This window comes from Arthrobacter sp. SDR-2R (genome assembly GCF_057747955.1).
In genome coordinates this window covers 1,997,099-2,019,047 of record NZ_CM173231.1, presented here as the reverse complement: position 1 = coordinate 2,019,047, position 21,949 = coordinate 1,997,099, and the positions used below count along the sequence as shown (strand labels likewise).

Genomic DNA, 21,949 nt, shown 5'->3' with positions numbered 1-21,949 from the left:
GCGCTTCCCTGGGCCGGGCTGTGTGACAGTCGAGCCCCTCTCCGAGCCGCCATCGAAAGGTACATTCTGTTCTTGGTACCCACCTCAGACGTTAGTTCATAGCCACCCGTTATTCATCCTTTCCCGGTTTATTTTTTTCTAAGTCATGCGGGCTTTCACGCGGCGCGGCGGCCCGGCAGCCCGGCTGCTGGGTATCGGGCGGGCGTGTCGCGGCAAGCACGACGGCGCCCCTCACCACAGCGCCGGCCAGGTGCAGTGCGCGGGCTGCTTCGCCCACCGTGGCACCGGTTGTGAGGACGTCATCAACGATGATGCAGGGGCGCCCTGCCACCTTTGCCCGGGCCCCGGGCTTGACCCGCATGGACCCCCGGACGCGCTGGGAACGGGCTCCCCTCCCCAGGCCTTTTTGGCCGGCCACACCTCTTCCGCTGCCGGATCCGCGGGTGCCGGGGAGGACGGGGCCAGGCCTTGGAGTCTTGCCCAGCACATCCGCGACGTCGAGCCGTGGATGCTGCCGTGCCGCCGACTTCAGGAGCAGGTGGACCGGGCTGAAGCCCCGGCTGACGTAGGCCGGCGTGCTGGTGGGCACGGGGACCAGGAGGCATCGGCCGGGGCCAGGGACGGCGGCCCTGACTGCACATGCGAGCGCCCGGCCAAGGCTTCTGCCAAGCTGAGGCTGGCCGTGCCGTTTGAACGACAGCAGTCCCTGCGCCAGCTCGTCCCGGTACACCCCCGCTGCCACGACGGGAAGCACGACGGAGCCGGCGACATCCATAAGGGCCGGAGCTCCGCTTTCGGCCCGGAATGGCTGCCTGGTCAGCTGGCGGATGCGGCTGGCACAGGATGGGCACAGGGTGCTGTCTTCGGCCCCGCAGCAGACACAGTCCACAGGGACGGCCAGGGCGAGCAGATCCGCCACGGCGCCGGCCAGCCAGTCGGCAAGGCGAAGGAGGGCGGCCGCGTGTTCACCCCGGTGCAGCGCCGCCCAGGGCGGGGGCGGTTGAAGGTCCGGATCCACCCTCCGGGTCCCCCGGTGGCCGGAACCGGCCGCGCCGTTCCTGCGGATGAGCCGTTTCATGGTTCCACTGTCGCCTGAAGCCCAGTCACAGTTGGAGGCCCAGGCCGGGCTATGTGCATAAGGCAGGCCCCATCGGGACGGCGGAGGCAGAACCTGGCGATACCGCCAACAGGGTGTCAGCCGGGAAACGCGGGGTCGATAGGGCCCTTGATCTGCGGGGACCAGCCATTGCCGAGGCGCTGGAAGATCCCTTCCCCGGACTGGACATAAATGTCGTCGGCGCCATTCCCGGCACTGATGGCTACCAGGCCCGGCCACGGGGCAAGCTGCTGCGGCTGTCCGGAGGTGAGGGACAACAGCTCCGGTGTGACGTTGGAACCCGGCGCCCCCTTCATCACGGCAACGGTAATGCCATTCACCCACACCCCTTGATCAGGGTCGGTGCCGGATACCAGGGTGACGGGCGCGGTCAGTTCGCGCGGCGTGCCGTCGGCGGCGCGGATCATGCCTGTCACCTGCACCTTGGACTTCCCGTTCTGTTCGGATATGACCAGGGCGCGCACACCGTCGCGTGAGACGCGGAATTCCTTGACCGTGCGGCCGGCAAGCCAGGAGGGTGCCAGCGTCACGGACGGAACGGCGGCGCCCTCTGCCACTCCGGTGGGATGGAAAGCCACTACTTCCGTGGCTCCGGTGGCACCGGGTCCGGCCGTCCATACCCAGTCGGAGACACTGAAGGACGGGCGGGTGAGGGTGCTCCGGGTAGTCAAGGCGCGCGCAGGCTGGCCGGGATTGATGCTGTACAGCGTGGTGCGGCCTTCATTGAGGAAGGCAGCCGTCTGTGACACCGGGGATTCCGCCGGATAGCGGGGGTTGAGCGCAGACACCGGCTGCATGTCAGGCAACGGCGAGACGCGGTTGTTTTCATAGCGCACCAGTTCGTTGCCGCTGATGGCGATCTGGCGTGAGGGCACGGTCCTGTCCAGCACCGGAGGAAGAACGGACCCGTTGTCCTCCACCCGGACCAGGTCCTGGTTGGCACGGAGTTCAACATTGACCACGTCAGGCTGGCTGCGGAATGTCAGGGTCAGCTGCATCTGCATGCGGAGCCGGTCCTCCGCCGATGTTTCCGTCAGCTCCTTGGTTGTCAGGTCCACCTGTGCGGCCCCGGACACCACCGGCACGGATTCCCGGGCGAGCTTGATCCCGGAAGGGAAGGCACTGGCGACGGCGCCGCGCAGGTACGGGGCGGGCCCGGCCAGCAGGGCACTGGTCATTGCTTTGACGGTCTTGTTCTTCAGGAACCAGCGGACGTCCGGGATGGCATAGGTGAAGGTGGGGTCGTAAAAGTAGATGGGGTAGGCACCGTAGATCACCTTGAACGTTTCCTCGGCAATGGCGGTCCCGTCGGGAATCGCCGAAATCCGCCACTCTCCATCCACCTGGGTCACCGTCACCGGGATGCGCTCCACGGTTCCCGGCGGCGACTGGGTGGCTATGCCGTCGGCGTCCACCGTGTAGGACACATCGAGCTCGTAGTTGAAGACGTTTTCCGTGCCCGTGGGCACAACGCGCGCCTCCCGGTATACCAGCGCGCGTTTGTCCGGTTTCCAGGACACAGCCGAGGCCTGGGTCAGGTACTGGCGGGCCACCGCATAGTCGTCCTCGTAGCCACTGCCTGCCCGGTAGAAGTAGTCGATGATGGTCTCGGGTGATGCCCCGGGCTGCGGCGCTGCCGGGAGGAACACGGGGGCGCTGACGTTGCCGGCGCTGCTTTCGCTGCTTTTTCCCACCGGACCGGACGTGGGGATCCGTGCGCAGCCGGACAAGAGGACGATCAGCAGGGCAAGCAGTGCCGCCGGGTACTTCGCCAGGCGCACGGTGGCCCTCATGGTGTCTCCTCGGGCGCGCGCACCGGAGCAGGCCGGGCCGCTCCCGCCTGCAGCACCAGCATGTTTTTGTAGTCCTGTTCCGCGGGAACGCTCCCCGGTGCTCCGGGATTGGTGACGTCCTTTGGCTCCAGCTGGACGGGCGACTCAGTGATGCCACCGTCCTGGCGCAAGGGAAGGGTCAAACGGAAGTTGGCGCCGTCGCCTTTCCTGCCCCAGGCCTGGAGCCAGCCGTGGTGCAGCTTCGTATCCTCCATGGCGATGGACAATCCCAGCCCGCTGCCGCCCGTGGTGCGTGCGCGGGCAGGGTCGGCTCGCCAGAACCTGTCGAAAACCCTGGCGGCCTGTGCCTGGTCCATCCCGATCCCGTGGTCGCGGACAGCAACGCCCACGGCAGTTTCATTGACCGCGACCGTGACGGCCACCGGCTTGCCCTCACCGTGCTCCACCGCGTTCAGGATCAGGTTCCGCAGGATCCTGTCGATGCGCCGGGCGTCCATCTCCACCACCACGGCGCCCTCGGGAGCGGTCAGGACAATCTCCGAACCGTATTCAGCCGCCACCGGCGCGGCGCCTTCAATGACGTGGGAGATCACTTGGAGAAGGTCCTCGGGTTCAGCATCCAGCACGGCCACGCCGGCGTCGAAGCGGCTGATTTCGAGGAGGTCGGAGAGGAGGGACTGGAACCGCTCCACCTGGTTGTACAGGAGCTCTGCGGACCGCTTGTTGATGGGGTCGAAGTCATCGCGGGCGTCGTACAGGACCTCTGCCGCCATGCGCACGGTTGTGAGCGGCGTCCGGAGCTCGTGCGACACATCGGACACGAAGCGCTGCTGCATCTGGGAGAGCGTCGCCAGCTGGGTGATCTGCTCCTGCAGGCTGGCGGCCATGTGGTTAAAGGAAGCGCCAAGGCGGGCCACCTCGTCCTCCCCCTTGACCACCATGCGCTCCTGCAGCTGCCCGGCGGCGAGCTTCTCCGAGACCATCGCGGCATGGCTGACCGGGCTCACCACGTTGCGGGTGACGTACCAGGCGACAGCGCCAATCAGGAGGACCAGCACCGCACCGCCGGCCCACAGGACGCTTTGGATCTCGTTAAGCGTCTGCTGCGCTGTGTTCAGGTCGTAGATCAGGTAAAGCTCGTAGACAGTGCCGTTGAAGGTCACCTTGTTGCCGACCGCGATCCCCGGCCGGTCCTCGGTGCCCACGGGGATGACGGTGGAAGCCCAGTACTGGTCCTTCCCCGACTGCTGGACGGCCTTGCGCAGCTCAGGGGGAATGACGCTGACCGTCAGTTGGTCGGATGCCCGCGACTCAACCCACCGGTTGCGGGGCTTGGTCTGCTCCGGCATCGCCTCGAAGACGTACCGGCGCTGGATCACTGAGCCCCGGCCCTCCACCGCGTTCAGGGTGTCGTAGACCAGGGTGATGACGCTGGACTGGTCGGTGACCTGGGCGCCGTCGAACGTTTCCTGGACCTGCTTGACGTTGTAGCGGGTCTCGGACTCCGCCTGCGTCAGCCGCTCCTGGAACAGGTTGTTGGCAATCTGGTTGGACAGATAGGCACCGACCACGGCGAACGAGGTCACGGCGAGCATCAGGGTGGTGAGAACGGTGCGAAATTGAATGGACCGGCGCCAGCGCCGCTGCAAGGCCCGCCCAAGGTACCGCAGACCGGGAAGGAAGCGCCGGACTCCCGTCCGGACGAGCCGGGCGACGCGGAGCGCCACAATCAGGGCACGCCGCTGCCAGATCCTTGCCCGGAACGCCATGTGCCGCAGCCCGGGAGTGGCGGCGTCGCCGGCTTCCGGCACGTCCTGGACGGCGCCGTCCTGTTTCACGGCATCCGCGGAGTCCGGGGTTGGGCGCTGATCCGGTTCCCCGTCCTGCGCGGCGGGGTCAGACCCCTGCTTTATAGCCGACACCACGCACCGTCAATACGACTTCCGGAGCTTCCGGGTCCTGCTCGATCTTGGACCGCAGGCGCTGGACATGGACGTTGACAAGCCGGGTGTCAGCGGCGTGGCGGTAGCCCCAGACCTGCTCCAGCAGCAGTTCCCGGGTAAAGACCTGCCAAGGCTTGCGGGCCAGCGCCACCAGGAGGTCGAACTCCAGCGGCGTCAGGGAGATCCGCTCATTGCCCCGGCTGACCGTGTGCCCGGCGACGTCGATGGTGATGTCCGCGATGCGCAGCGTTTCGGGCGCTTTCTGGTCCCCCGGGCGAAGGCGGGCACGCACGCGTGCCACCAGCTCGGCAGGCTTGAACGGCTTAGGCACGTAGTCGTCAGCCCCGGATTCCAGCCCGCGGACGACGTCTGAGGTATCGGACTTGGCGGTCAGCATGACGATGGGCACGTCCGACTCGCCGCGGATCTGGCGGCAGACCTCGATGCCATCCATACCGGGAAGCATGAGATCGAGCAGGACCAGGTCCGGCCGCGATGACCGGAACACGTCCAGGGCCTGGGCGCCGTCGGCGCAAAAGACCGGCTCGAAGCCGTCATTACGGAGGACAATTCCAATCATCTCGGCCAGCGCTTCGTCATCATCTACCACCAGAATGCGTGCCTTCATAGCTATATATTCCCTTATCGGGATGGGTTTGTCCTGTTGAGCGGCTTCCGGCATGGCGGGGCACTAGGCCGTCCGGCGCCGGAACTATAGTCTTGGGGTCATGCCCCGCGTGGCCGGTGCGCCCTTTTGCCGGGTGCATTTCCGGCGCAGGAGCAGGCGGACTGGTATTGGGGGAGGAATCAGTGTCACCACAGGAGTCGGGGCCCGGGGAGCCGGCGCAGGAGCAGCCAGGCGTTGGACACGACGACGTCGGGCCGGCTTCCGCAGGCGGGCCCGGGCCGGTGCCGCCCGCCCGGGAACAGCAGTGGTACCAGCCCTGGACGCCGCCCGAGGGCCGGCAAGCAGGCCCCTGGCCGGGAACCGAGCCGCGGCAGCAACCGCAGTGGCAACAGCAGCCCGGACAGCACCCGCCCCGAAATGCCCCGTACCCTGAAGCCCCGTACCCTGGCGCCCCGTCCCCCGGAGCTTTCCCATCCGGCGGCCAGTCCTACGGGACCCCGGGATACAGCGGCCAGCCTTACGGCGGACCCCCAGATATTCGGTCGCCGTATTCCGGCGGTTCCTACGGCGCCTGGCCCTCAGCGCAGCCCAGGTATGCAGCCCCGCCCAAACCCGGGATCATTCCGTTGCGGCCGTTGTTGTTCGGGGAGGTCCTGGACGGTTCCTTCCAGGCCATCAGGCGCAACGCCAAGGCGATGCTCGGCGCCGGCCTCCTGGCGCAGTCCCTGTCAGCCATCCTCGCGGCGGTGCTAACGGGAGTTTTCGCGACGTCGTCAGGGTCCATCGAAGCCTGGGCCCGGACGGCGAGCAACACCGATATCGCTTCCCTGGGATTCGGGCTGATGGCCACCTTCGTCCTGCTGTCCATCCTGTCCGTCTTCATCACCGTTGTCCTCCAAGGTGCCATGGTGGTCCCGGTGGCCCGGTCCGTCCTTAACCAGCCCACCGGCTTCCGGCGCATGCTGTCGTTGGCGCGTCCAAGGTTTGGGTCACTGATCAGGTTGGCGGCGCTGCTGGTTGCAGCCGTGCTGGCCACGGCGATCGTTTTCGTCGCCGTCGTCGTGCTCCTGTTCTCCAACGTGCGTGGCGCGGGAGCCCTGCTGGTCATCCCCCTGATGCTGGCCTTCGGCGCCGGGTTCCTCTGGGTGGCGGTCAAGCTCATGGTGGCGCCCGCCGCCGTCGTTATCGAAGAACTCGGGGCGTTTGCCGGCCTTCGCCGGTCCTGGAAACTGACCAGGGGCAACTGGTGGCGGATCTTTGGCATCACCCTGGTGGTGGGGATCCTGGTGGCCGTCATCACCCAGGTGGTCCTGATCCCGGCCAGCATCCTGCCAACGGTCCTCTCCGGGGTGGTCTCGCCGCACGGCGGCAGCGGGCAGGAAGCAACGCTCGCCGTGGCCGTCGGCATCTTCACCGCGGTGGTCGGTGCCCTGGTGGGCGCGGTCGGTTACGCCTTCCAGACGTCAGTCATGGCGTTGCTCTACATGGACCTGCGGATGCGCCGGGACGGCCTGGACATTGCGCTGCTGCACCAATTGGAGAACGGCGCTGATCCTGACGGCATCCCGGGCCGGGGCGCGCACCCCGGCAACAACCGCCCGTATCCCGGATATGGAGCCTCGCCTGGAGCCTGGCCTTATGGCGGCTGAGCCACCCGTGCGTCCGGGTGCCGGGGAGGCACGGCGCTGGGCGGAGGAGGAATTGGCCAAACGGGAGTACCGTGATGCCGCCCCCTCATGGCTCGGCACCCTGTGGCGGAACTTCCTGGACTGGCTGCAGTCCCTGGACGGCTCCCAGGGAGACGCTGCCCCGGTGCCAAGCCCCGTCATCGCCCTCGTTATTGCCGCCATCATCGCGGCTGCCGTCATCCTGGCCCGCCCCCGCCTGCACGCCCGGTCCCGGCAGGCCAGGGACGTCTTCGAACGGGAACCCACCCTTGGTGCCACCGACTACCGGGCCCGTGCGGAAGCGGCGGCCGCCGCCGGAAAGTGGGGGGACGCCGTCGTCGACCGCTTCCGCGCGGTGGTCCGGAGTGCGGAGGACCGGGCCATCCTGGACCCGCAGCCCGGCCGCACTGCCGACGAAGCGGCCCGGGCCTTGTCCGTTCCGTTCAACAGCCAGTCCGGGCGCCTTGCCCGGGCAGCGGCCACTTTCGACGGGGTCCGCTACGGAAACAGGGCGGCCGACAGCGGGGACTACCGGCAGATGGTGGAGCTTGATACCGCCTTGGACGCCATGAAGCCCGCCACCGCCGGCACTGCGGCGGTGACGCCGTGACCGGCCTTCCCGCCATCGGCGAGAAACCCCGGGACGCGGGCAGGGAACCGGACGGTGGCAAGCAACCGGCCACCGGATCCGTGGCTGACAACCGGAGGATTCGGGGTTGGCTGCGGCGGCACCGCGGCCTGACCGCGGCGGCAATGGTGGTGGCTGCGGGGCTGGCACTTGTCGTGGGCACGCAACTCGCTCCGAAGGGTGACGCCGTTCCCCTCTCGGTCCACAATGCCGCGCCGGAAGGGGCCAGGGCGCTGGCGCAGATCCTGGGCCGGCACGGGGTTTCCGTTCACACACCGGGCCGGTTCGATGCAGCGCTGGCGGACCTGCGCTCCGGCTCCTCCCCCACCCTCCTGCTCTACGACAGGAACGGCATCCTGGGTGCGCAGCAGCTGGCCGACCTGAGAGCGGAGGCAGACCGGGTGGTGGTGCTCTCCCCACGGCTGGAGACGCTCACCGCCCTTGACAGCGGCATCCACCAGGCCGGCGTTGTTCCCGATGCCTTCCCGATCCTTGATGCCGGGTGTTCCCACCCTGACGCGGAAGCTGCGGGACAGATCACGGGACAGGGAGGATTTGTGTACGACGGCGGCACGTCCTGTTTCCGGACAGCAGGAACCGCCGGAATGCTTGCCATCAGCGGCGATGGCCGCCTGGCCGTGCTGGGCAGCACGGCCGTCCTGGGCAACGGGAGGCTGGACGAACTGGGAAACGCCGCGCTTGCCACCAGGTTGCTCGGCGCGTCGCCTGACCTGGTCTGGTACTTGCCCTCGATTGAGGACGCAGCATCCAACGGATCCGGGAAAACCCTCGATGACATTGCTCCGGCCTGGGCCCGCTTCCTGGGCCCCTGGCTGCTCCTGGTGGCGGTGACGGCCGTCGTGTGGCGGGGCCGGCGGCACGGGCCGCTCGTATTCGAGCCGTTGCCGGTGGTGGTCAAGGCTGTTGAGACGGCCGAGGGACGTGCCCGGCTCTACCAGGACGCGCGCGCCATCGACCAGGCACGGGACAACCTCCGGGCCGGCCTGCTGGTCCGGTTGTCCGGGAAGCTGCGGATGGGACCAGGCGCCACCGCCGAGGACACGATTTCGGCAGCAGCCCGGATCCTGAACCGGGACGCCACTGAAGTCCGCGCGCTGATCAACGAACGCCCCGCAACCGAGGCCCGGCTGGTTGCCTGGTCGCAGGCCTTGGACAAACTCGAGAAAGAGGTCAAGATCCGATGAGCGAACAGAGCAGTGGCCAGCGGGTCCTTAATACGGTTGACGACGACGGCGCTCGGCAGGCGCTGCTTGCGGTCCGCCGGGAGGTGGCCAAGGCGGTGGTGGGGCAGGATGCCACCGTCACCGGCCTCCTGATTGCACTGCTTTCCCAGGGGCATGTGCTGCTGGAGGGCGTCCCCGGGGTTGCAAAGACCCTGCTGGTCCGGGCGTTGTCCTCCGCGCTGAGCCTGGACACCAAGCGGGTGCAGTTCACCCCCGACCTCATGCCGGGTGACGTCACCGGTTCCCTGGTCTACGACTCGCACACCTCCGAGTTCAGCTTCCGGGAAGGACCGGTCTTCACCAACCTCCTGCTGGCGGACGAGATCAACCGGACTCCTCCAAAGACCCAGGCTTCACTCCTCGAAGCCATGGAAGAGCGGCAGGTGTCTGTGGACGGCGTCTCCCGGCGGCTGCCCTCGCCATTCCTGGTGGCGGCCACCCAGAACCCCGTGGAGTACGAGGGGACCTATTCCCTGCCTGAGGCACAGCTGGACCGGTTCCTGCTGAAGCTCACCATGCCGCTGCCTGAACGCAGGGATGAGATAGAAGTCATCCGCCGCCACGCCGCCGGGTTCGATCCGCGGGACCTGGCTGCCGCCGGCGTCCGGGCCGTGGCCGGCGCGGAGGACCTGGAACAGGCGCGGGAGGCAGTGGGCCGGGTGGCGGTGGAACCGGAAATTATCGGCTACATCGTTGACCTGGTGCGCGCCACCCGGTCAGCGCCTTCATTCCAGCTTGGCGTCTCACCGCGTGGCGCCACCGCCCTGCTGAACACGTCAAGGTCGTGGGCGTGGCTCTCCGGCCGCTCTTTCGTGACCCCGGACGACGTCAAGGCGCTGGCTTTGCCCTGCTTGCGGCACCGGGTGGCGCTGCAGCCCGAAGCGCAGATGGACGGGGTCCGGGTGGACGACGTCCTGGGCAGCATCCTGGCCGCCGTCCCCGTTCCGCGCTGATGGCCATCTCCGGGCGCTTCGTGGCAGTGGCGCTGCTGGGACTTGTACCGGTACTGCTGTTCCCGGAATGGCTGACGGTCCTGGCCACGATCGCGGTGCTTGCAGCGCTGCTGGGCGCGGACCTGCTGGCCGCGGCACCCCTCCGGCAGGTCAATGTGGCGCGTGCCGAACCGGAGAACGTAACCCTGAACAATGCGGTGGAGGCGGCGCTCACCATCCGTAACGGCGGCAGCAGGCGGCTTCGGGGATCGTTCCGGGACGGGTGGCAACCTTCCGCCGGTGCCCGGAACCCCGTCCAGTACATTGATGTCCCGGCCGGGGAAGGCAGGCGGTTCGCGGTTCGGCTCCGGCCGGTCCGGCGGGGTGACCTCTCAGCGCCGCACGTGACGCTTCGGTCCTTTGGTCCGCTGCACCTGGCAGCCCGCCAGCGGACCATTGACTGTCCGGGCTCGGTGCGGGTGCTGCCGCCCTTCCATTCCCGACGCCACCTGCCGTCAAAGCTGCGGAAGCTGCGTGAACTTGATGGGAAGGCGGCAGTCCAGGTCCGGGGCGCGGGCACCGAGTTCGATTCCCTGCGGGACTATGTCCGCGGTGACGACGTACGCTCCATCGACTGGCGCGCCACTGCCCGGCGCTCCTCCGTGGTGGTCCGGACCTGGCGCCCGGAACGGGACCGGCGCGTGGTGATGGTCCTGGATACGTCCCGTACCGCCGCAGCAAGGATCGTGGACGAATCGCGCCTGGACACCGGGATAGAGGCTGCGCTCCTTCTGGGTGTCCTGGCCGAACGAGGTGGCGACCGGGTGGACTTGGTAGCCTTCGACCGCAGGGTCCGGGCGCGGGCGGGCTCTGCCGGGCAGGGCAATATCCTGGGCCGGCTGGTCCAGGCCATGGCTCCGCTTGAGGCCGAGCTGATTGAGATGGATTGGCCTGCGGTCCCGGCCCAGGTCCGTGCTGTTTCGGCGCACCGGTCGCTGGTGGTGCTGTTGACGTCGCTGGACAGCGGGGCGCCGGAGGAGGGCCTGCTTCCCGTGGCGGAGCGGCTGGCGAACCAGCATGTCGTGGTGGTGGCGGCTGTCCGCGACCCGCAGCTGGGCGCCATGCTCCGGGAACGGAACGATGCCACGGCGGTGTTCCGCGCGGCCGCGGCCGAGCGCGCCCTCCTGCAGCGGGCGGCGGTCTCAGCCGAGCTGCGCCGCTACGGGGTGGAAGTGGTGGACGCCGAGCCCCACGAGTTGCCGCCCCGGCTGGCGGACATGTACATCCGGCTCAAGGCTGCCGGTAGATTGTGAATCCGGAGGCTATCGTCTCCCCCGGCAACAGGAGGTCCACTTCATGAACGTCCCGATCTACCAGCAGGCCCTGGGCCGGGAATTCTCCCGGCTGCAGCCCGAGCTCCAGGAGTACTTCTCGCTGGTCCCGGGATCCGGCCAGTACGGCGTAGGGGAAGGAACGTTCGATGTCGTGGGGTGCCGCCAGCGGTGGCTGCGCCCTTTGCTGAGGGTCACCGGGGGCGAAGAGGCCTTCTTCCCCGAGTACGGGGAGAACGTTCCGTTCCGGATCGAGAACCACGCCCACCAGGATCCGTTCGGCCGTTCCAGCCTTACCGCCCGGCGCGAGATCCGGTTCCCGGCGCGCACCCGGCTTTTCCAGGACACCACCAGCGTCACCAACCGGGGTGGCACCACCCAGCTGGTGGACTACGTGGGCAGATACCGGCGCCTGGTGACCGACCTGAACCTGAGCGTCACCGCTGCCGGAAGTCTGCGCGGTGTCTCAGAGGCGTCGCGGCTCTTCCTGGGCCCGCTCCGGGTCCCGCTTCCGGCAGGCCTGGACGCCAAGGCCTACGCCGAACAGTGGTGGGATCCCGCGGAAGGAAGCAACGGGCGGCACCGCATCCAGGTGAAGGTCATCCAGCCGCAGATCGGCCTGGTGCTGGTGTACGCGGGCGCCTTCGATTACCGGCTGCGGCCCTACACTGGCGGCAGTTCCGCCCAAAGCTTCCTGCCCCGCTACGCCCAGCCGGACCGCTGGGAGAACAGGGTGTAGCCCTATCCCAGCGCCTGCTGGTTCAGGCCGTCGGCCACCTGGATCAGCCGGCCCAGGACGGCGGTGGCCTGCGCAGGTGTGTGGCCTGCCAGTCCTGCTGAAGGCGTCACCCGGATGGCGCCAAGCAGCGACGGCGGAAGACCCAGCTGGCGCCACGGACGCCATACTGACTCCACGCAGTCGGCGACCCTGGGCAGCGGGGCGCCGGCGGGGACGTCCAGCGCACCGGCCCAGAACTGTTTCCCTGACTCCAGTGCTGCGGCAAGCTGTTCCCACTGGCGGTTGGTCAGTGCCTTGAGCGGCAGGGCGACGCCGTCCGCACCGGCCGCCAGGACCAGCTCGATCGGCGCTTCGATTTCAGGACATGAGACAACAACCTCAGCGGCACCGGCCGAGCGGAGGGCGTCCAGGACCAGGCGCCAGGATTCGCGCGCTTCCGATGCCGGCACTGCGCGGAGGGTGCGGTAACCGCTCGCCGTGGGTATGGTTCCGGCCAGCACGGCGGCGATGGCGGGCTCGTCCACCTGCACCACCAGGCGTGCACCCGGTACGGCCGCCGCAACCCGGCGAAGGTAACCGCCGACGCCCGCGGCAAGGGACGCGGCCACGTCCCGGCGGGCTCCGTAGTCCAGGAGGGCGCGCTCCCCGTTATGCAAGTGCAGGCCGGCGGCAAGGCTGAGCGGCCCCACCAGCTGCACCTTGAGTTCACCCGCCGACACGTCCTCGCCCCCGGCCACGTCGGCGAGGACATTCAGGTCGGTGGACAGCGCCGACACGGCACGCTGCATGTCCTTGCCGGGGCGGTCAACAAGCCGCCATCCGTAGGGCTGGACGTCCACCGCCAGCTCTTCCAGGAACGAGGCCGTACGGCCCAGGGCGTCTGAGCCGACACCGCGGTCGGGCAGTTCGGCGAGGAATGGCAGGTGCGGGCTGCCGAGCTCGCCGCGGATGATCCGGGCGGCTTCCAGCGGGTCCTCGCCCGGCCACGGTCCCAGTCCGGTGGCCGTCACTTCCCTGGCTGTGACCTCCTGGAAGGGAGCCGCGGCCGGACGCGGGGCTGGGCCCCTTTGGTGCTGTTCCCGGCTCACGCCAGTGCGGAAGTCTGCGGCTGCTGGCCCGACGAGGCCTGGTGGTCCTCGGCGATGGCCTCGTGATGGCGGATCACCTCGCCGATGATGAAGTTGAGGAACTTCTCTGCGAATGCCGGGTCAAGGTGGGCGTCCTCGGCGAGGCGTCGCAGCCTCGCGATCTGGGCTGCTTCACGTCCTGGGTCGCCGGCCGGAAGGCGGTGCGTTGCCTTCAGGAAGCCCACTTTTTGTGTGGCCTTGAATCGCTCGGCCAGGAGGTACACCAGGGTGGCATCAATGTTGTCGATGCTGGAGCGGATGGACAGCAGTTCAGCCATCACCGAATCGTCCACGTGGCCAGCCAGTGAGCTGGCGGAGGGATCAAAATCGTCGGAGCCAGGAGTGCTGGGGTTGTGCTGCGTCATGGCTCCAGTCTATGGGAGCCGACGGAATCGACGCGGGTGTGAAGCGCCGGTGCGGCCGTCCGCCGGCACCGGCGCCCCACACTGCGGGCCTGGAGGGTCAGATGCCCAGGAGTGCCCGGTGCTCCTCCCGGCGTTTGGCCTGTTCGGCCGGGTCCGGCACGGGCAGGGAGGCGATCAGCCGGCGCGTGTAGTCATGCTGGGGGTTCCCCATGACCTGGCTTCCGATCCCCTGCTCCACCAGCTTGCCCTTGTACAGCACGCCCACCCACGAGGACAGGATGTCCACTACAGCCAGGTCATGGCTGATGAACAGGCAGCCGAAGCCGAACTCCTCCTGGATGTCCCTGAACAGCTCCAGGACCTTTGCCTGCACCGAAACGTCCAGGGCCGACGTCGGCTCATCCGCTATCAGCAGCCGCGGGTTCAGGCTCAGCGCCCGCGCCAGTGATGCCCGCTGCCGCTGGCCGCCGGACAGTTCGTGCGGGTAACGGGCCGCGTACGACGCCGGCAGCTGGACTGATTCGAGCAGCTCACCGACGCGTTTCCGCGCCTGGGCCGGGCTTGGATTTGTGTGGATGACCATAGGTTCGGCGATGCATTCCCCGATGGTCAGCTGCGGGTTGAAGGAGGCGGCGGGGTCCTGGAACACGAAGCCGATGTCCTTGCGGAGCGGCTTGAAAGTGCGTTCGCGAAGGTTGAGCATCTCATAGCCCAGCACCTTCAGGCTGCCGCCGGTGGTCCGGTTGAGCCCGGCGATGGCCCGCCCGATGGTGGTCTTGCCGGACCCCGATTCGCCCACCAGGCCGAAAACCTCACCCCTGGACAGGGTGAAGCTGACGCCGTCCACGGCCTTGAAAGCGGGGGTGCCGAGCCGCCCCGGATACTCGATGACCAGGTTGTCAGCAGCCACAAGGACTTCCTCATCCTGGTGGCGCCGTTCGGTAAGGCCTGCGGACGCGGAATTCCGGCCCAGGTGCGGGACTGCAGCCAGGAGCTTGCGGGTGTAGTCCTGGCGGGGTTCAGCGAACAACGTCTTCGCCGGGGCTTCCTCCACAACGTCGCCCTGGTACATCACCACCACGCGGTCCGCCAGGTCAGCCACCACGCCCATGTTATGCGTGATCAGCACTATGGACGTGCCGTACTTGTCGCGAAGGTCTCGCAGCAGCTCCAGGATCTCGGCCTGGACGGTGACGTCGAGGGCGGTGGTGGGCTCGTCGGCGACAATCAGTCCGGGGTTCAGCGCCAGCGCGGCGGCGATCACCACACGCTGCTTCTGCCCTCCGGAGAACTGGTGCGGGTAATAGTTGACGCGGTGTTCCGGGTCAGGGATGCCCACCTTGCGGAGCGCCTCGATTGCCCGTGCTTTGGCCTCCTTTGCCGAGACGCGGCCTCCGCCATCCACGGCGGCGTGGGCGCGAATCCCCTCGGCGATCTGCCAGCCCACTGTGAATACGGGGTTCAGGGCCGTGGACGGCTCCTGGAACACCATGGCCACATCCCGGCCGCGGATCTGCCGCAGCCGGTGCGGACTGAGGCTGATGATGTTGGTGCCGTTGATCAGGACCGCGCCGGAACTCGTGGCGGTTTCCGGGAGCAGGCCCAGGATGGTTTTGGCCGTGACGGTCTTGCCGGAGCCGGACTCCCCCACGATGGCAAGGACCTCACCCTTCCTGACGTTGAGGCTCACGTCCTTGACTGCGTGGACATCGCCTGCGTCCGTGGCGAACGTGACCTGCAGGTGGTCGATGTCGAGCACGTGCTGGCCGGCGTCGGGCTCGTGTACCGGCGACGGGTCGATGTTGCCTGTCATGAATTCCTCACTTCTGCAGCGATGGCCTCATTGGCCACCGGGGCCGGCGCCGTGCCGCCGGCACGCTTGCGTCCGCGCAGGCGCGGGTCGTTCAGGTCATTAATGCTCTCCCCGACCAAGGTGAGTCCGACGACCGTCAGGACTATGGCCAAGCCAGGGAACACACCGGTCCACCAGATGCCCGAGGAGGCATCGGAAAGTGCCTTGTTCAGGTCAAATCCCCATTCCGCAGCGGAGCTCGGCTCAATGCCAAAGCCCAGGAAGCCCAGCCCTGCCAAGGTCAGGATGGCTTCCGATGCGTTGAGGGTGAAGATCAATGGCAGGGTCCTGGTGGCGTTGGCGAAAATGTGCCGGCCGATGATCCTGGCGCTGGAGGCACCTACCACCTGGGCGGATTCCACGAACGGTTCGGCTTTCAGCCGTATGGTTTCGGCACGTATCACCCGGAAGTACTGCGGGACAAACACTGCGGTGATCGCCAGCCCGCAGGCGAAGATTCCACCCCAGAATCCGGACTGCCCCTTATTGATCGCGATGGACATAACGATCGCTACGAGGAGGGTCGGAAAGGCATAGATGGCATCAGCAACCACCACAAGAACCCGGTCCAGCCAGCCACCAATGTAGCCACTGACGAGCCCCAGAAATACCCCGAGGAAGATTGACATCACGACAGCGGCCACAAGCACCGCTGCGGCTGTCTGTGATCCCCAGATCACGCGTGACAGGACGTCGTAGCCTCCAACAGTCGTCCCCCATGGGTGCTTGCCACCGGGTTCCGCCTGGGCCGGAAACGAGCCTGCTTCATCGGAAATCTGGGAGAAACCATAGGGCGCCAGCAGCGGCGCGAAAACAGCAGCCACCACAAAAACAACACAAAGCACGACGCCGATCAGCAGCATCGTGCGCTGCAGGCCAACGCTTTGGCGGATGTGGGACGCCACCGGCAGGCGGTCGAGCAGCGGCTTTTTGGGATGGGACAGGGCTTCGTTATTCATCAGTACCTCACCCGCGGATCAATCAGCGCGGCCGCAATATCCACCACGAAATTGGTGACCGCAACGATGACGGCCAGAAGCATGACTATCCCCTGGACCGCAACAAAGTCACGCGCCGTCAGGTACTGCGCCAGCTGATACCCAAGGCCCTTCCACTCAAAAGTGGTTTCCGTCAGCACTGCGCCGCCGAGCATCAAGGCGATCTGCAGGCCCATAACGGTGATGATGGGGATCAGGGCCGGCTTGTAGGCATGCTTTGTCACAAGCCGGAATTCGCTGACTCCACGGGAGCGGCCGGCCTCAACATAATCCTTGCCCAGGGTGCCAATGACGTTGGTGCGGACCAGGCGCAGGAAAACACCGGCTGTAAGCAGGCCGAGGGCGACGGCAGGCAGAACCGCGTGGTGGACGATGTCGCCAAAAGCTGCCAGGTCACCGCTGCGCAGGGCGTCCAGCCAGTAGATCCGGCTGGGCGCTGCCAGCCTGCCCATCGCCAGTTCCGTTGTGGTGGATGCACGGCCCGCGACGGGGAACCAGCCCAAGCCTACGGAAAAGACCAGCTTCAGCAGCAGACCTGCGAAGAAGACAGGAGTGGCGTAGCAAAGAATGGCAAACAACCGCAGGAGGGCGTCCGGAACCTTATCGCGTTTGTGGGCGGCAAACATCCCCAGCGGAATTCCCACCAGCAGCGCCACGATCAAGGCATTGATGCTCAGTTCCAGCGTGGCGGCCCCGAAAGTGGTCAGCATCTCGATGACGGGCCGCCCGTCTGAGATGGTCCTTCCGAAGTTGCCTGTGGCGATGTTGCCAAGGTACTCGACGTACTGAATGAACAGGCTCCGGTCATAACCAGCCTGGTGGATCAACGCATCAATCTGCTCCTGCGGCAGGCGTCCGCCTTGGGATGCGGTGATGGGATCGCCAGTGATCCGCATCAGGAAGAAGACCAGGGTGACGAGGATGAAGATCGTCGGAAAGATAAGCAGGAAGCGGATCAGGATGTATCTCCCGAGGCCACCTCCCGCGGATTTGGATTTGGGCGGCGCTACCGTTGGCGGCGGCGCATCGATCATTGTGGCCATGCTGTCCCTGCTTGGTAAGAAAACGAAAGATATGGGGCCAACAGTTAGGAGGCGGAGCCGCGCAGGCCCCACCTCCTAAGCTGGCGGATTGGTGATTACTTGGAAACGGTCCCGAGCCTGAACTTGAAGGATGCGTCCAATGTGGAATCCACGCCCTTCACGTTTTTCCCTGAAACGGCCACCTGGGCTCCCTGCAGCAGCGGCAGGGTGGAAATGTCCTTGGCCAGTTGGTTTTGAATGTCCTGGATAGTCTTAACACGCTCCGATTTGTCGGCAGTGACCAACTGCTTGGCAATCAGCGCTTCGACGTCGGTGTTGGAGTAGTGGTTGTTGAAGAAGCCGCCCTTAGGGAAGAAGGGGGTCAGGTAGTTGTCCGCATCACTGAAGTCCGGGAACCAGCCAAGCTGGAAGACGGGGTAGCTGTCCTTCTTCGATGCCGAGTTGTAGGTGACCCACTCGGTGGACTGCAGATCTACGGTAAAGAGGCCGCTCTTCTCCAATTGGTCCTTGACCATGGCATATTCGTCACCCGAGGACTTGCCATAGTGGTCCGGGTTGTACTGCAGTTTGAGATTGACCGGACCGCTGATGCCGGCGTCGCTGAGGACCTTCTTCGCCTTGTCCAGGCTCGGCTTGCCGCTTCCGTCGCCGTACGCCTGCTTGAAGGATTCGTTGGCGCCGAGGAAACCGGACGGAACATTGGACCACATGGGCAGATAGGTGCCCTTGTAGACCTGGTCGGAAATGGCCTGGCGGTCAACGAGGTTGGCCATGGCCTGCCGCACGGCCAGCGCCTTCTTAGGATCTGCTTCGGGAGTCTTGGCGCCAAAGGGCATGGTGTCGAAGTTGAAGACGATGTACCGCATCTCGCCGCCGGGGCCGACGTTGACCTTGACGTTGGAGTCCTTTTTGAGGTCGTCAATGTCCGTGGCGCTGAGGCTGCGGTTGGCAACGTCGATCTGCCCACCCTTGACTTCCAGCTTCATGTTGGTCTGGTCGGTGTAGTACTTAATGGTGGCGCCGGAATTGGCCGGTTTGCCGAGGACACCGTTGTAATCGGGCCAAGCCGTGAGGCTCACCAGCGTGTTCTTGTTGTAGGAGTCGATAACGTACTGGCCGTGGAAGGCCTTGGCCTTGACGATCTCCTCGTCACTGAGGAGTTTGTCCGCCGGGAAGACTTCATCGTCGACAATGGGGGCCGCGGGACTTTGCAGGATCTGGGTGAAGGTCTGATCGTTGGCCTGCTTGAGGGTGAACACCACTGTGGTGGCATCCGGGGTGGCAATGGACTGGATGTTGGTCAGCAGGGATGCAGGCCCGTTGGGATCAGCGATCTTGACCTGGCGGTCGAACGAAAACTTCACGTCTTTGGAGTCCAGTACGTGCCCATTGGCCCATTTAAGGCCGCTCTTCATCTTGACCGTGAATTCCGTGGGTTTAGTAAAGGAACCCGATTCGGCCAGGTCCGGTGCAGGTTCGGCGCCGCCGGGCTTGGAGTTCATCAGGAAGGAGTAGATCTGGTTCATCACCATGAACGAACCGTTGTCGTACGACCCCGCCGGGTCCAGGGCAGTGACTTTGTCGGTGGTGCCGTAAGCAATGATGCTGCCTGCACTTCCCGATGCTGTGCTGCTTCCGCCTCCGGACGGGCCTGTGCAGGCCGTCATTGCCAGCGCGGAAATGCCTGCCAGCGCGATCGCGCCATGCAGGGCTTTGTTGCTCTTCGTCATCTGTGAGCTTTCTGTCCGATGAGAACGTGCGCTCCGGGCACATGGGCGTGTGTGCCCCTGCCCCGGAGCACAGGGCTGATCCCTAGATTCAATCAGAGAGTCAGCCCTCGGGACGGCCAATTTGTGAGTTGAAACACAAAATTTATCTCATTGGTACCCCTGCCCACTGGTCGGACTGCGGATGCAGGCGCCTGAGGGACAGGAATCGGCCGGAAACGCCAAAGCACCGCCCCGGCGACAACCGGGACGGTGCCTTGGGATCGTGTGGCTAGAGCGCGGCGCGCTGCAGCGACCGGGCGGTGTCGATGGTGGCCTGGCCCAGTACCCGGCTGCCCTGGTAGAGCACCACTGTCTGGCCGGGGGCCACCCCCCTCAGGGGCGTCACCAGCCGGACCACCAGCTGGCCTCCGGCTCCGTCCGTGGCAGGCTCCATCCTGGCAGTGGCCGGCACCGGGTCCCCGTGCGCCCGGACCTGGGCGTAGCAGTCGAACTCAGCTCCCGTTTCCACCTCGGCGATCGGAAGTCCCGCCCAGGACACCTTGATGCCGCGGATCTCGTCGATCGCCAGCAGCGCCTCGGGACCCACCACCACCTTGTTTTCCTTGGGCCGGATTTCCAGGACGAAGCGGGGCTTGCCGTCGGCAGCGGGAGTTCCGAGTTTTAGTCCGCGCCGCTGGCCGACCGTGAACGCGTTGGCTCCTGGGTGCTCCCCCACCTTCGCGCCGGTCTCGTCGACAATGTCGCCGGTGGTCATGTCGATTTTTTCCGCAAGCCAACCCGCCGTGTCGCCGTCGGGAATGAAGCAAATGTCATGGCTGTCCGGCTTGTTGGCGACAGACAGGCCCCGCCGCTCCGCTTCGGCACGCACCTCGGCCTTGGACGGGGTGTCGGCCAGCGGGAACATGGAGTGCTTGAGCTGTTCGTGGGTGAGGACGCCAAGGACGTAGCTCTGGTCCTTGGCCCAGTCCGCGGCGCGGTGCAGTTCCCGGTTACCGTGGGCGTCTTCGATCACCTTGGCGTAGTGGCCGGTGCACACGGCATCAAAGCCCAGGGCGATGGCCTTTTCCAGCAGGGCCGCAAACTTGATGCGTTCGTTGCAGCGCATGCAGGGGTTGGGCGTCCTGCCGGCCGCGTATTCATCGATGAAGTCCTGGACGACGTCTTCCTTGAAGCGCTCCGAGAAATCCCACACGTAATAGGGAATGCCCAAAACGTCGCAGGCGCGCCAGGCATCCCGGGAGTCCTCAATGGTGCAGCAGCCTCGGCTGCCCGTGCGCAGGGTGCCGGGCATGCGCGAGAGGGCCAGGTGGACGCCGACGACGTCGTGCCCGGCCTCCACCGCGCGGGCGGCGGCAACAGCGGAGTCCACTCCGCCGCTCATGGCTGCTAGTACTCGCATGCTGGCCTTCTGTTGAGGGATATGTTTTTCCGGGCCGGGCTGGGACCCACCGGCAGCGGAAACGATCTTCGCCTATCTATTCTACGGTGGCAGGCAAATCGGCCGGCACGATCCAGGCCGGTATGGGCACGAAGAACGTCGGGTGGCGCGTTCACACGCCGCGCAGCGCCTGCCGCGCCACGGTTCCTGCTGTCTGGATGGAGGACTCGTGCCCGGCCATGCCGGCCTGGCGGGCCCGCGCATAAGCCTCCGGAAGCGCCCTCAGCAAAGCATCAACGTCGGCCTCGGTGGACGCGTGCCCCAGGCTGAAACGCTGGGCTCCGCGTGCCGTTTCCTCGTCCAGGCCCATGGCGAGCAGCACGTGGGATGGCCGCGGCACGCCGGCGGTGCACGCCGAGCCGGTGGATGATTCGACGCCGGCCAGGTCAAGAAGGAACAGCAGCGAGTCACCTTCGCAGCCGGGGAACGTGAAATGGGCATTGCCTGGCAGCCGGCCGCCGTGGGGTGCCCCGCGGAGGACGGCCTCCGGAACGCTTTCCCGGACGCCCTCGATCAGGCGGTCACGCAGTGCGGCAATCCGCGCCGCTTCCGCCGGCAGCCCGGCGGTGACGGCCTCCGCGGCGGCAGCGAAGGCAGCGATGGAGGCGGTGTCCAGCGTGCCGGAGCGGACGTCACGTTCCTGGCCGCCGCCGTGCTGTACCGGCGTCAGTTTTACAGCGCGGCCCAGCAGGAGTGCGCCCACGCCCACCGGGCCGCCGATCTTGTGTCCGGAGATGGACATCGCGTCCAGGCCCGATTCCTTGAAGTGCACCGGGACGGAGCCGAATGCCTGGACGGCGTCGGAGTGCACGGGGACGCCGGCGGCATGGGCCAGCTCAACCACCCGGTGGATGGGCTGGATGGTGCCCACCTCGTTGTTCGCCCACATCACGGTCACCAGGGCCACAGCGGCGGGGTCGCGCGCGAGCTCGGCTTCGAGGACGTCGAGGTCCAGGACACCCTTGCCGTCCACCGGCAGCCAGGTCACGTCGGCACCCTCGTGGCGTTCGAGCCATTCGACGGTGTCCAGCACCGCATGATGTTCGACGGCGGAGCAAAGGATGCGGCGCCGGTGTGGGTCCCCTGCCACGCGGGACCAGTACATGCCCTTCACTGCGAGGTTGTCCGATTCGGTGCCTCCGGAGGTGAAAATTACCTCGGAGGGGTGGGCTCCCGCGGCCGCTGCGATCACCTCGCGCGCATCCTCAACGGCACGGCGCGCCCGGCGTCCCGATCCATGAAGCGACGACGGGTTCCCGGTCCGGGCCAGTTCACGCGTCAGGGCGGCGAGCGCCGCTGCGGACAGCGGAGTGGTGGCGGCATGGTCGAGATAGGCGGGCATCCCCCAATTCTATCGTGGCCTGCCGCCGCATC

The 21,949-nt window shown here is 66.6% G+C and carries 18 protein-coding genes; 6 read left to right on the top strand and 12 right to left on the bottom strand.

Translation table 11 applies throughout. The features are described 5' to 3' along the window. Positions 1–109: 109 nt before the first annotated feature. From AC3ANU_RS09415 to mtrA, 4 genes are all read right to left on the bottom strand, one after another. Positions 110–1,078: a ComF family protein gene (locus AC3ANU_RS09415; protein ID WP_488315880.1), complete on the bottom strand. Its 969-nt coding sequence runs from the start codon at positions 1,076–1,078 to the stop codon at positions 110–112. A gap of 116 nt (positions 1,079–1,194) precedes the next feature. Continuing rightward, positions 1,195–2,910 (bottom strand): LpqB family beta-propeller domain-containing protein, encoded by a 1,716-nt coding sequence (locus AC3ANU_RS09410; RefSeq protein WP_488315879.1) that lies wholly within the window; start codon positions 2,908–2,910, stop codon positions 1,195–1,197. Beyond that, positions 2,907–4,679 carry an MtrAB system histidine kinase MtrB gene (gene mtrB, locus AC3ANU_RS09405; RefSeq protein ID WP_224084484.1) on the bottom strand — a complete coding sequence of 591 codons (1,773 nt, stop codon included), beginning with the start codon at positions 4,677–4,679 and terminating at the stop codon, positions 2,907–2,909. Before mtrB ends, AC3ANU_RS09410 begins: the two co-directional genes overlap by 4 nt. Before the next feature lie 127 nt (positions 4,680–4,806). Then, positions 4,807–5,481 (bottom strand): MtrAB system response regulator MtrA, encoded by a 675-nt coding sequence (gene mtrA, locus AC3ANU_RS09400; protein WP_018768515.1) that lies wholly within the window; start codon positions 5,479–5,481, stop codon positions 4,807–4,809. A gap of 182 nt (positions 5,482–5,663) precedes the next feature. Here mtrA and AC3ANU_RS09395 point away from each other — a divergent pair, with 182 nt between their 5' ends. Genes AC3ANU_RS09395 through AC3ANU_RS09370 form a run of 6 tightly spaced genes read left to right on the top strand, consistent with a single transcriptional unit; the run spans position 5,664 to position 12,022 of the window. Then, positions 5,664–7,130: a DUF7847 domain-containing protein gene (locus tag AC3ANU_RS09395; RefSeq protein ID WP_488315878.1), complete on the top strand. Its 1,467-nt coding sequence runs from the start codon at positions 5,664–5,666 to the stop codon at positions 7,128–7,130. Continuing rightward, positions 7,120–7,758 carry a DUF4129 domain-containing protein gene (locus tag AC3ANU_RS09390; protein WP_018768517.1) on the top strand — a complete coding sequence of 213 codons (639 nt, stop codon included), beginning with the start codon at positions 7,120–7,122 and terminating at the stop codon, positions 7,756–7,758. Before AC3ANU_RS09395 ends, AC3ANU_RS09390 begins: the two co-directional genes overlap by 11 nt. After that, the gene (locus tag AC3ANU_RS09385; RefSeq protein ID WP_488315877.1) at positions 7,755–8,981 is read left to right on the top strand and encodes a DUF4350 domain-containing protein; all 1,227 of its coding nucleotides are present in this window, start codon (positions 7,755–7,757) and stop codon (positions 8,979–8,981) included. The genes AC3ANU_RS09390 and AC3ANU_RS09385 overlap by 4 nt, the downstream gene beginning before the upstream one ends. Next, the gene (locus AC3ANU_RS09380) at positions 8,978–9,973 is read left to right on the top strand and encodes an AAA family ATPase (protein WP_488315876.1); all 996 of its coding nucleotides are present in this window, start codon (positions 8,978–8,980) and stop codon (positions 9,971–9,973) included. Before AC3ANU_RS09385 ends, AC3ANU_RS09380 begins: the two co-directional genes overlap by 4 nt. After that, entirely contained in the window at positions 9,973–11,265 is a 1,293-nt protein-coding gene (locus AC3ANU_RS09375; RefSeq protein WP_488315875.1) for a DUF58 domain-containing protein, read from the top strand. The genes AC3ANU_RS09380 and AC3ANU_RS09375 overlap by 1 nt, the downstream gene beginning before the upstream one ends. Before the next feature lie 43 nt (positions 11,266–11,308). Next, positions 11,309–12,022, top strand: a complete 714-nt coding sequence (locus AC3ANU_RS09370) for a DUF4166 domain-containing protein (protein WP_268003318.1) — start codon at positions 11,309–11,311, stop codon at positions 12,020–12,022. 2 nt (positions 12,023–12,024) lie between these two features. Here AC3ANU_RS09370 and AC3ANU_RS09365 read toward each other — a convergent pair whose 3' ends face one another. The 8 genes from AC3ANU_RS09365 to AC3ANU_RS09330 all read right to left on the bottom strand — a co-directional run bounded on the left by AC3ANU_RS09365 (position 12,025) and on the right by AC3ANU_RS09330 (position 21,917). After that, entirely contained in the window at positions 12,025–13,032 is a 1,008-nt protein-coding gene (locus tag AC3ANU_RS09365) for a uroporphyrinogen decarboxylase/cobalamine-independent methonine synthase family protein (protein ID WP_018768522.1), read from the bottom strand. Between the two features lie 74 nt (positions 13,033–13,106). Beyond that, entirely contained in the window at positions 13,107–13,514 is a 408-nt protein-coding gene (locus AC3ANU_RS09360) for a chorismate mutase (protein WP_056388109.1), read from the bottom strand. 97 nt (positions 13,515–13,611) lie between these two features. Beyond that, positions 13,612–15,327 carry an ABC transporter ATP-binding protein gene (locus AC3ANU_RS09355; RefSeq protein ID WP_488315874.1) on the bottom strand — a complete coding sequence of 572 codons (1,716 nt, stop codon included), beginning with the start codon at positions 15,325–15,327 and terminating at the stop codon, positions 13,612–13,614. Continuing rightward, the gene (locus AC3ANU_RS09350; RefSeq protein ID WP_488315873.1) at positions 15,324–16,325 is read right to left on the bottom strand and encodes an ABC transporter permease; all 1,002 of its coding nucleotides are present in this window, start codon (positions 16,323–16,325) and stop codon (positions 15,324–15,326) included. The genes AC3ANU_RS09355 and AC3ANU_RS09350 overlap by 4 nt, the downstream gene beginning before the upstream one ends. Further along, the gene (locus AC3ANU_RS09345; RefSeq protein WP_018768526.1) at positions 16,325–17,407 is read right to left on the bottom strand and encodes an ABC transporter permease; all 1,083 of its coding nucleotides are present in this window, start codon (positions 17,405–17,407) and stop codon (positions 16,325–16,327) included. Before AC3ANU_RS09345 ends, AC3ANU_RS09350 begins: the two co-directional genes overlap by 1 nt. Before the next feature lie 95 nt (positions 17,408–17,502). Further along, positions 17,503–19,137: an ABC transporter substrate-binding protein gene (locus AC3ANU_RS09340; RefSeq protein WP_056388114.1), complete on the bottom strand. Its 1,635-nt coding sequence runs from the start codon at positions 19,135–19,137 to the stop codon at positions 17,503–17,505. Positions 19,138–19,405: 268 nt separating this feature from the next. Further along, on the bottom strand, positions 19,406–20,518 hold the full coding sequence (gene mnmA, locus AC3ANU_RS09335) for a tRNA 2-thiouridine(34) synthase MnmA (RefSeq protein ID WP_235509712.1): 1,113 nt from the start codon (positions 20,516–20,518) through the stop codon (positions 19,406–19,408). Between the two features lie 169 nt (positions 20,519–20,687). Next, complete coding sequence (locus tag AC3ANU_RS09330) at positions 20,688–21,917, bottom strand: cysteine desulfurase family protein (protein WP_268003322.1); 1,230 nt, start codon at positions 21,915–21,917, stop codon at positions 20,688–20,690. Positions 21,918–21,949: the final 32 nt, after the last annotated feature.

Coding starts and splice junctions, on each gene's coding strand:
- AC3ANU_RS09350 (WP_488315873.1), bottom strand. CDS start 16,325: ATGAATAACGAAGCCCTGTCCCATCCCAAAAAGCCGCTGCTCGACCGC.
- AC3ANU_RS09375 (WP_488315875.1), top strand. CDS start 9,973: ATGGCCATCTCCGGGCGCTTCGTGGCAGTGGCGCTGCTGGGACTTGTA.
- AC3ANU_RS09345 (WP_018768526.1), bottom strand. CDS start 17,407: ATGGCCACAATGATCGATGCGCCGCCGCCAACGGTAGCGCCGCCCAAA.
- AC3ANU_RS09355 (WP_488315874.1), bottom strand. CDS start 15,327: ATGACAGGCAACATCGACCCGTCGCCGGTACACGAGCCCGACGCCGGC.
- AC3ANU_RS09330 (WP_268003322.1), bottom strand. CDS start 21,917: ATGCCCGCCTATCTCGACCATGCCGCCACCACTCCGCTGTCCGCAGCG.
- AC3ANU_RS09415 (WP_488315880.1), bottom strand. CDS start 1,078: ATGAAACGGCTCATCCGCAGGAACGGCGCGGCCGGTTCCGGCCACCGG.
- mtrB (WP_224084484.1), bottom strand. CDS start 4,679: ATGGCGTTCCGGGCAAGGATCTGGCAGCGGCGTGCCCTGATTGTGGCG.
- AC3ANU_RS09370 (WP_268003318.1), top strand. CDS start 11,309: ATGAACGTCCCGATCTACCAGCAGGCCCTGGGCCGGGAATTCTCCCGG.
- AC3ANU_RS09380 (WP_488315876.1), top strand. CDS start 8,978: ATGAGCGAACAGAGCAGTGGCCAGCGGGTCCTTAATACGGTTGACGAC.
- mtrA (WP_018768515.1), bottom strand. CDS start 5,481: ATGAAGGCACGCATTCTGGTGGTAGATGATGACGAAGCGCTGGCCGAG.
- AC3ANU_RS09340 (WP_056388114.1), bottom strand. CDS start 19,137: ATGACGAAGAGCAACAAAGCCCTGCATGGCGCGATCGCGCTGGCAGGC.
- AC3ANU_RS09410 (WP_488315879.1), bottom strand. CDS start 2,910: ATGAGGGCCACCGTGCGCCTGGCGAAGTACCCGGCGGCACTGCTTGCC.
- AC3ANU_RS09390 (WP_018768517.1), top strand. CDS start 7,120: ATGGCGGCTGAGCCACCCGTGCGTCCGGGTGCCGGGGAGGCACGGCGC.
- AC3ANU_RS09360 (WP_056388109.1), bottom strand. CDS start 13,514: ATGACGCAGCACAACCCCAGCACTCCTGGCTCCGACGATTTTGATCCC.
- mnmA (WP_235509712.1), bottom strand. CDS start 20,518: ATGAGCGGCGGAGTGGACTCCGCTGTTGCCGCCGCCCGCGCGGTGGAG.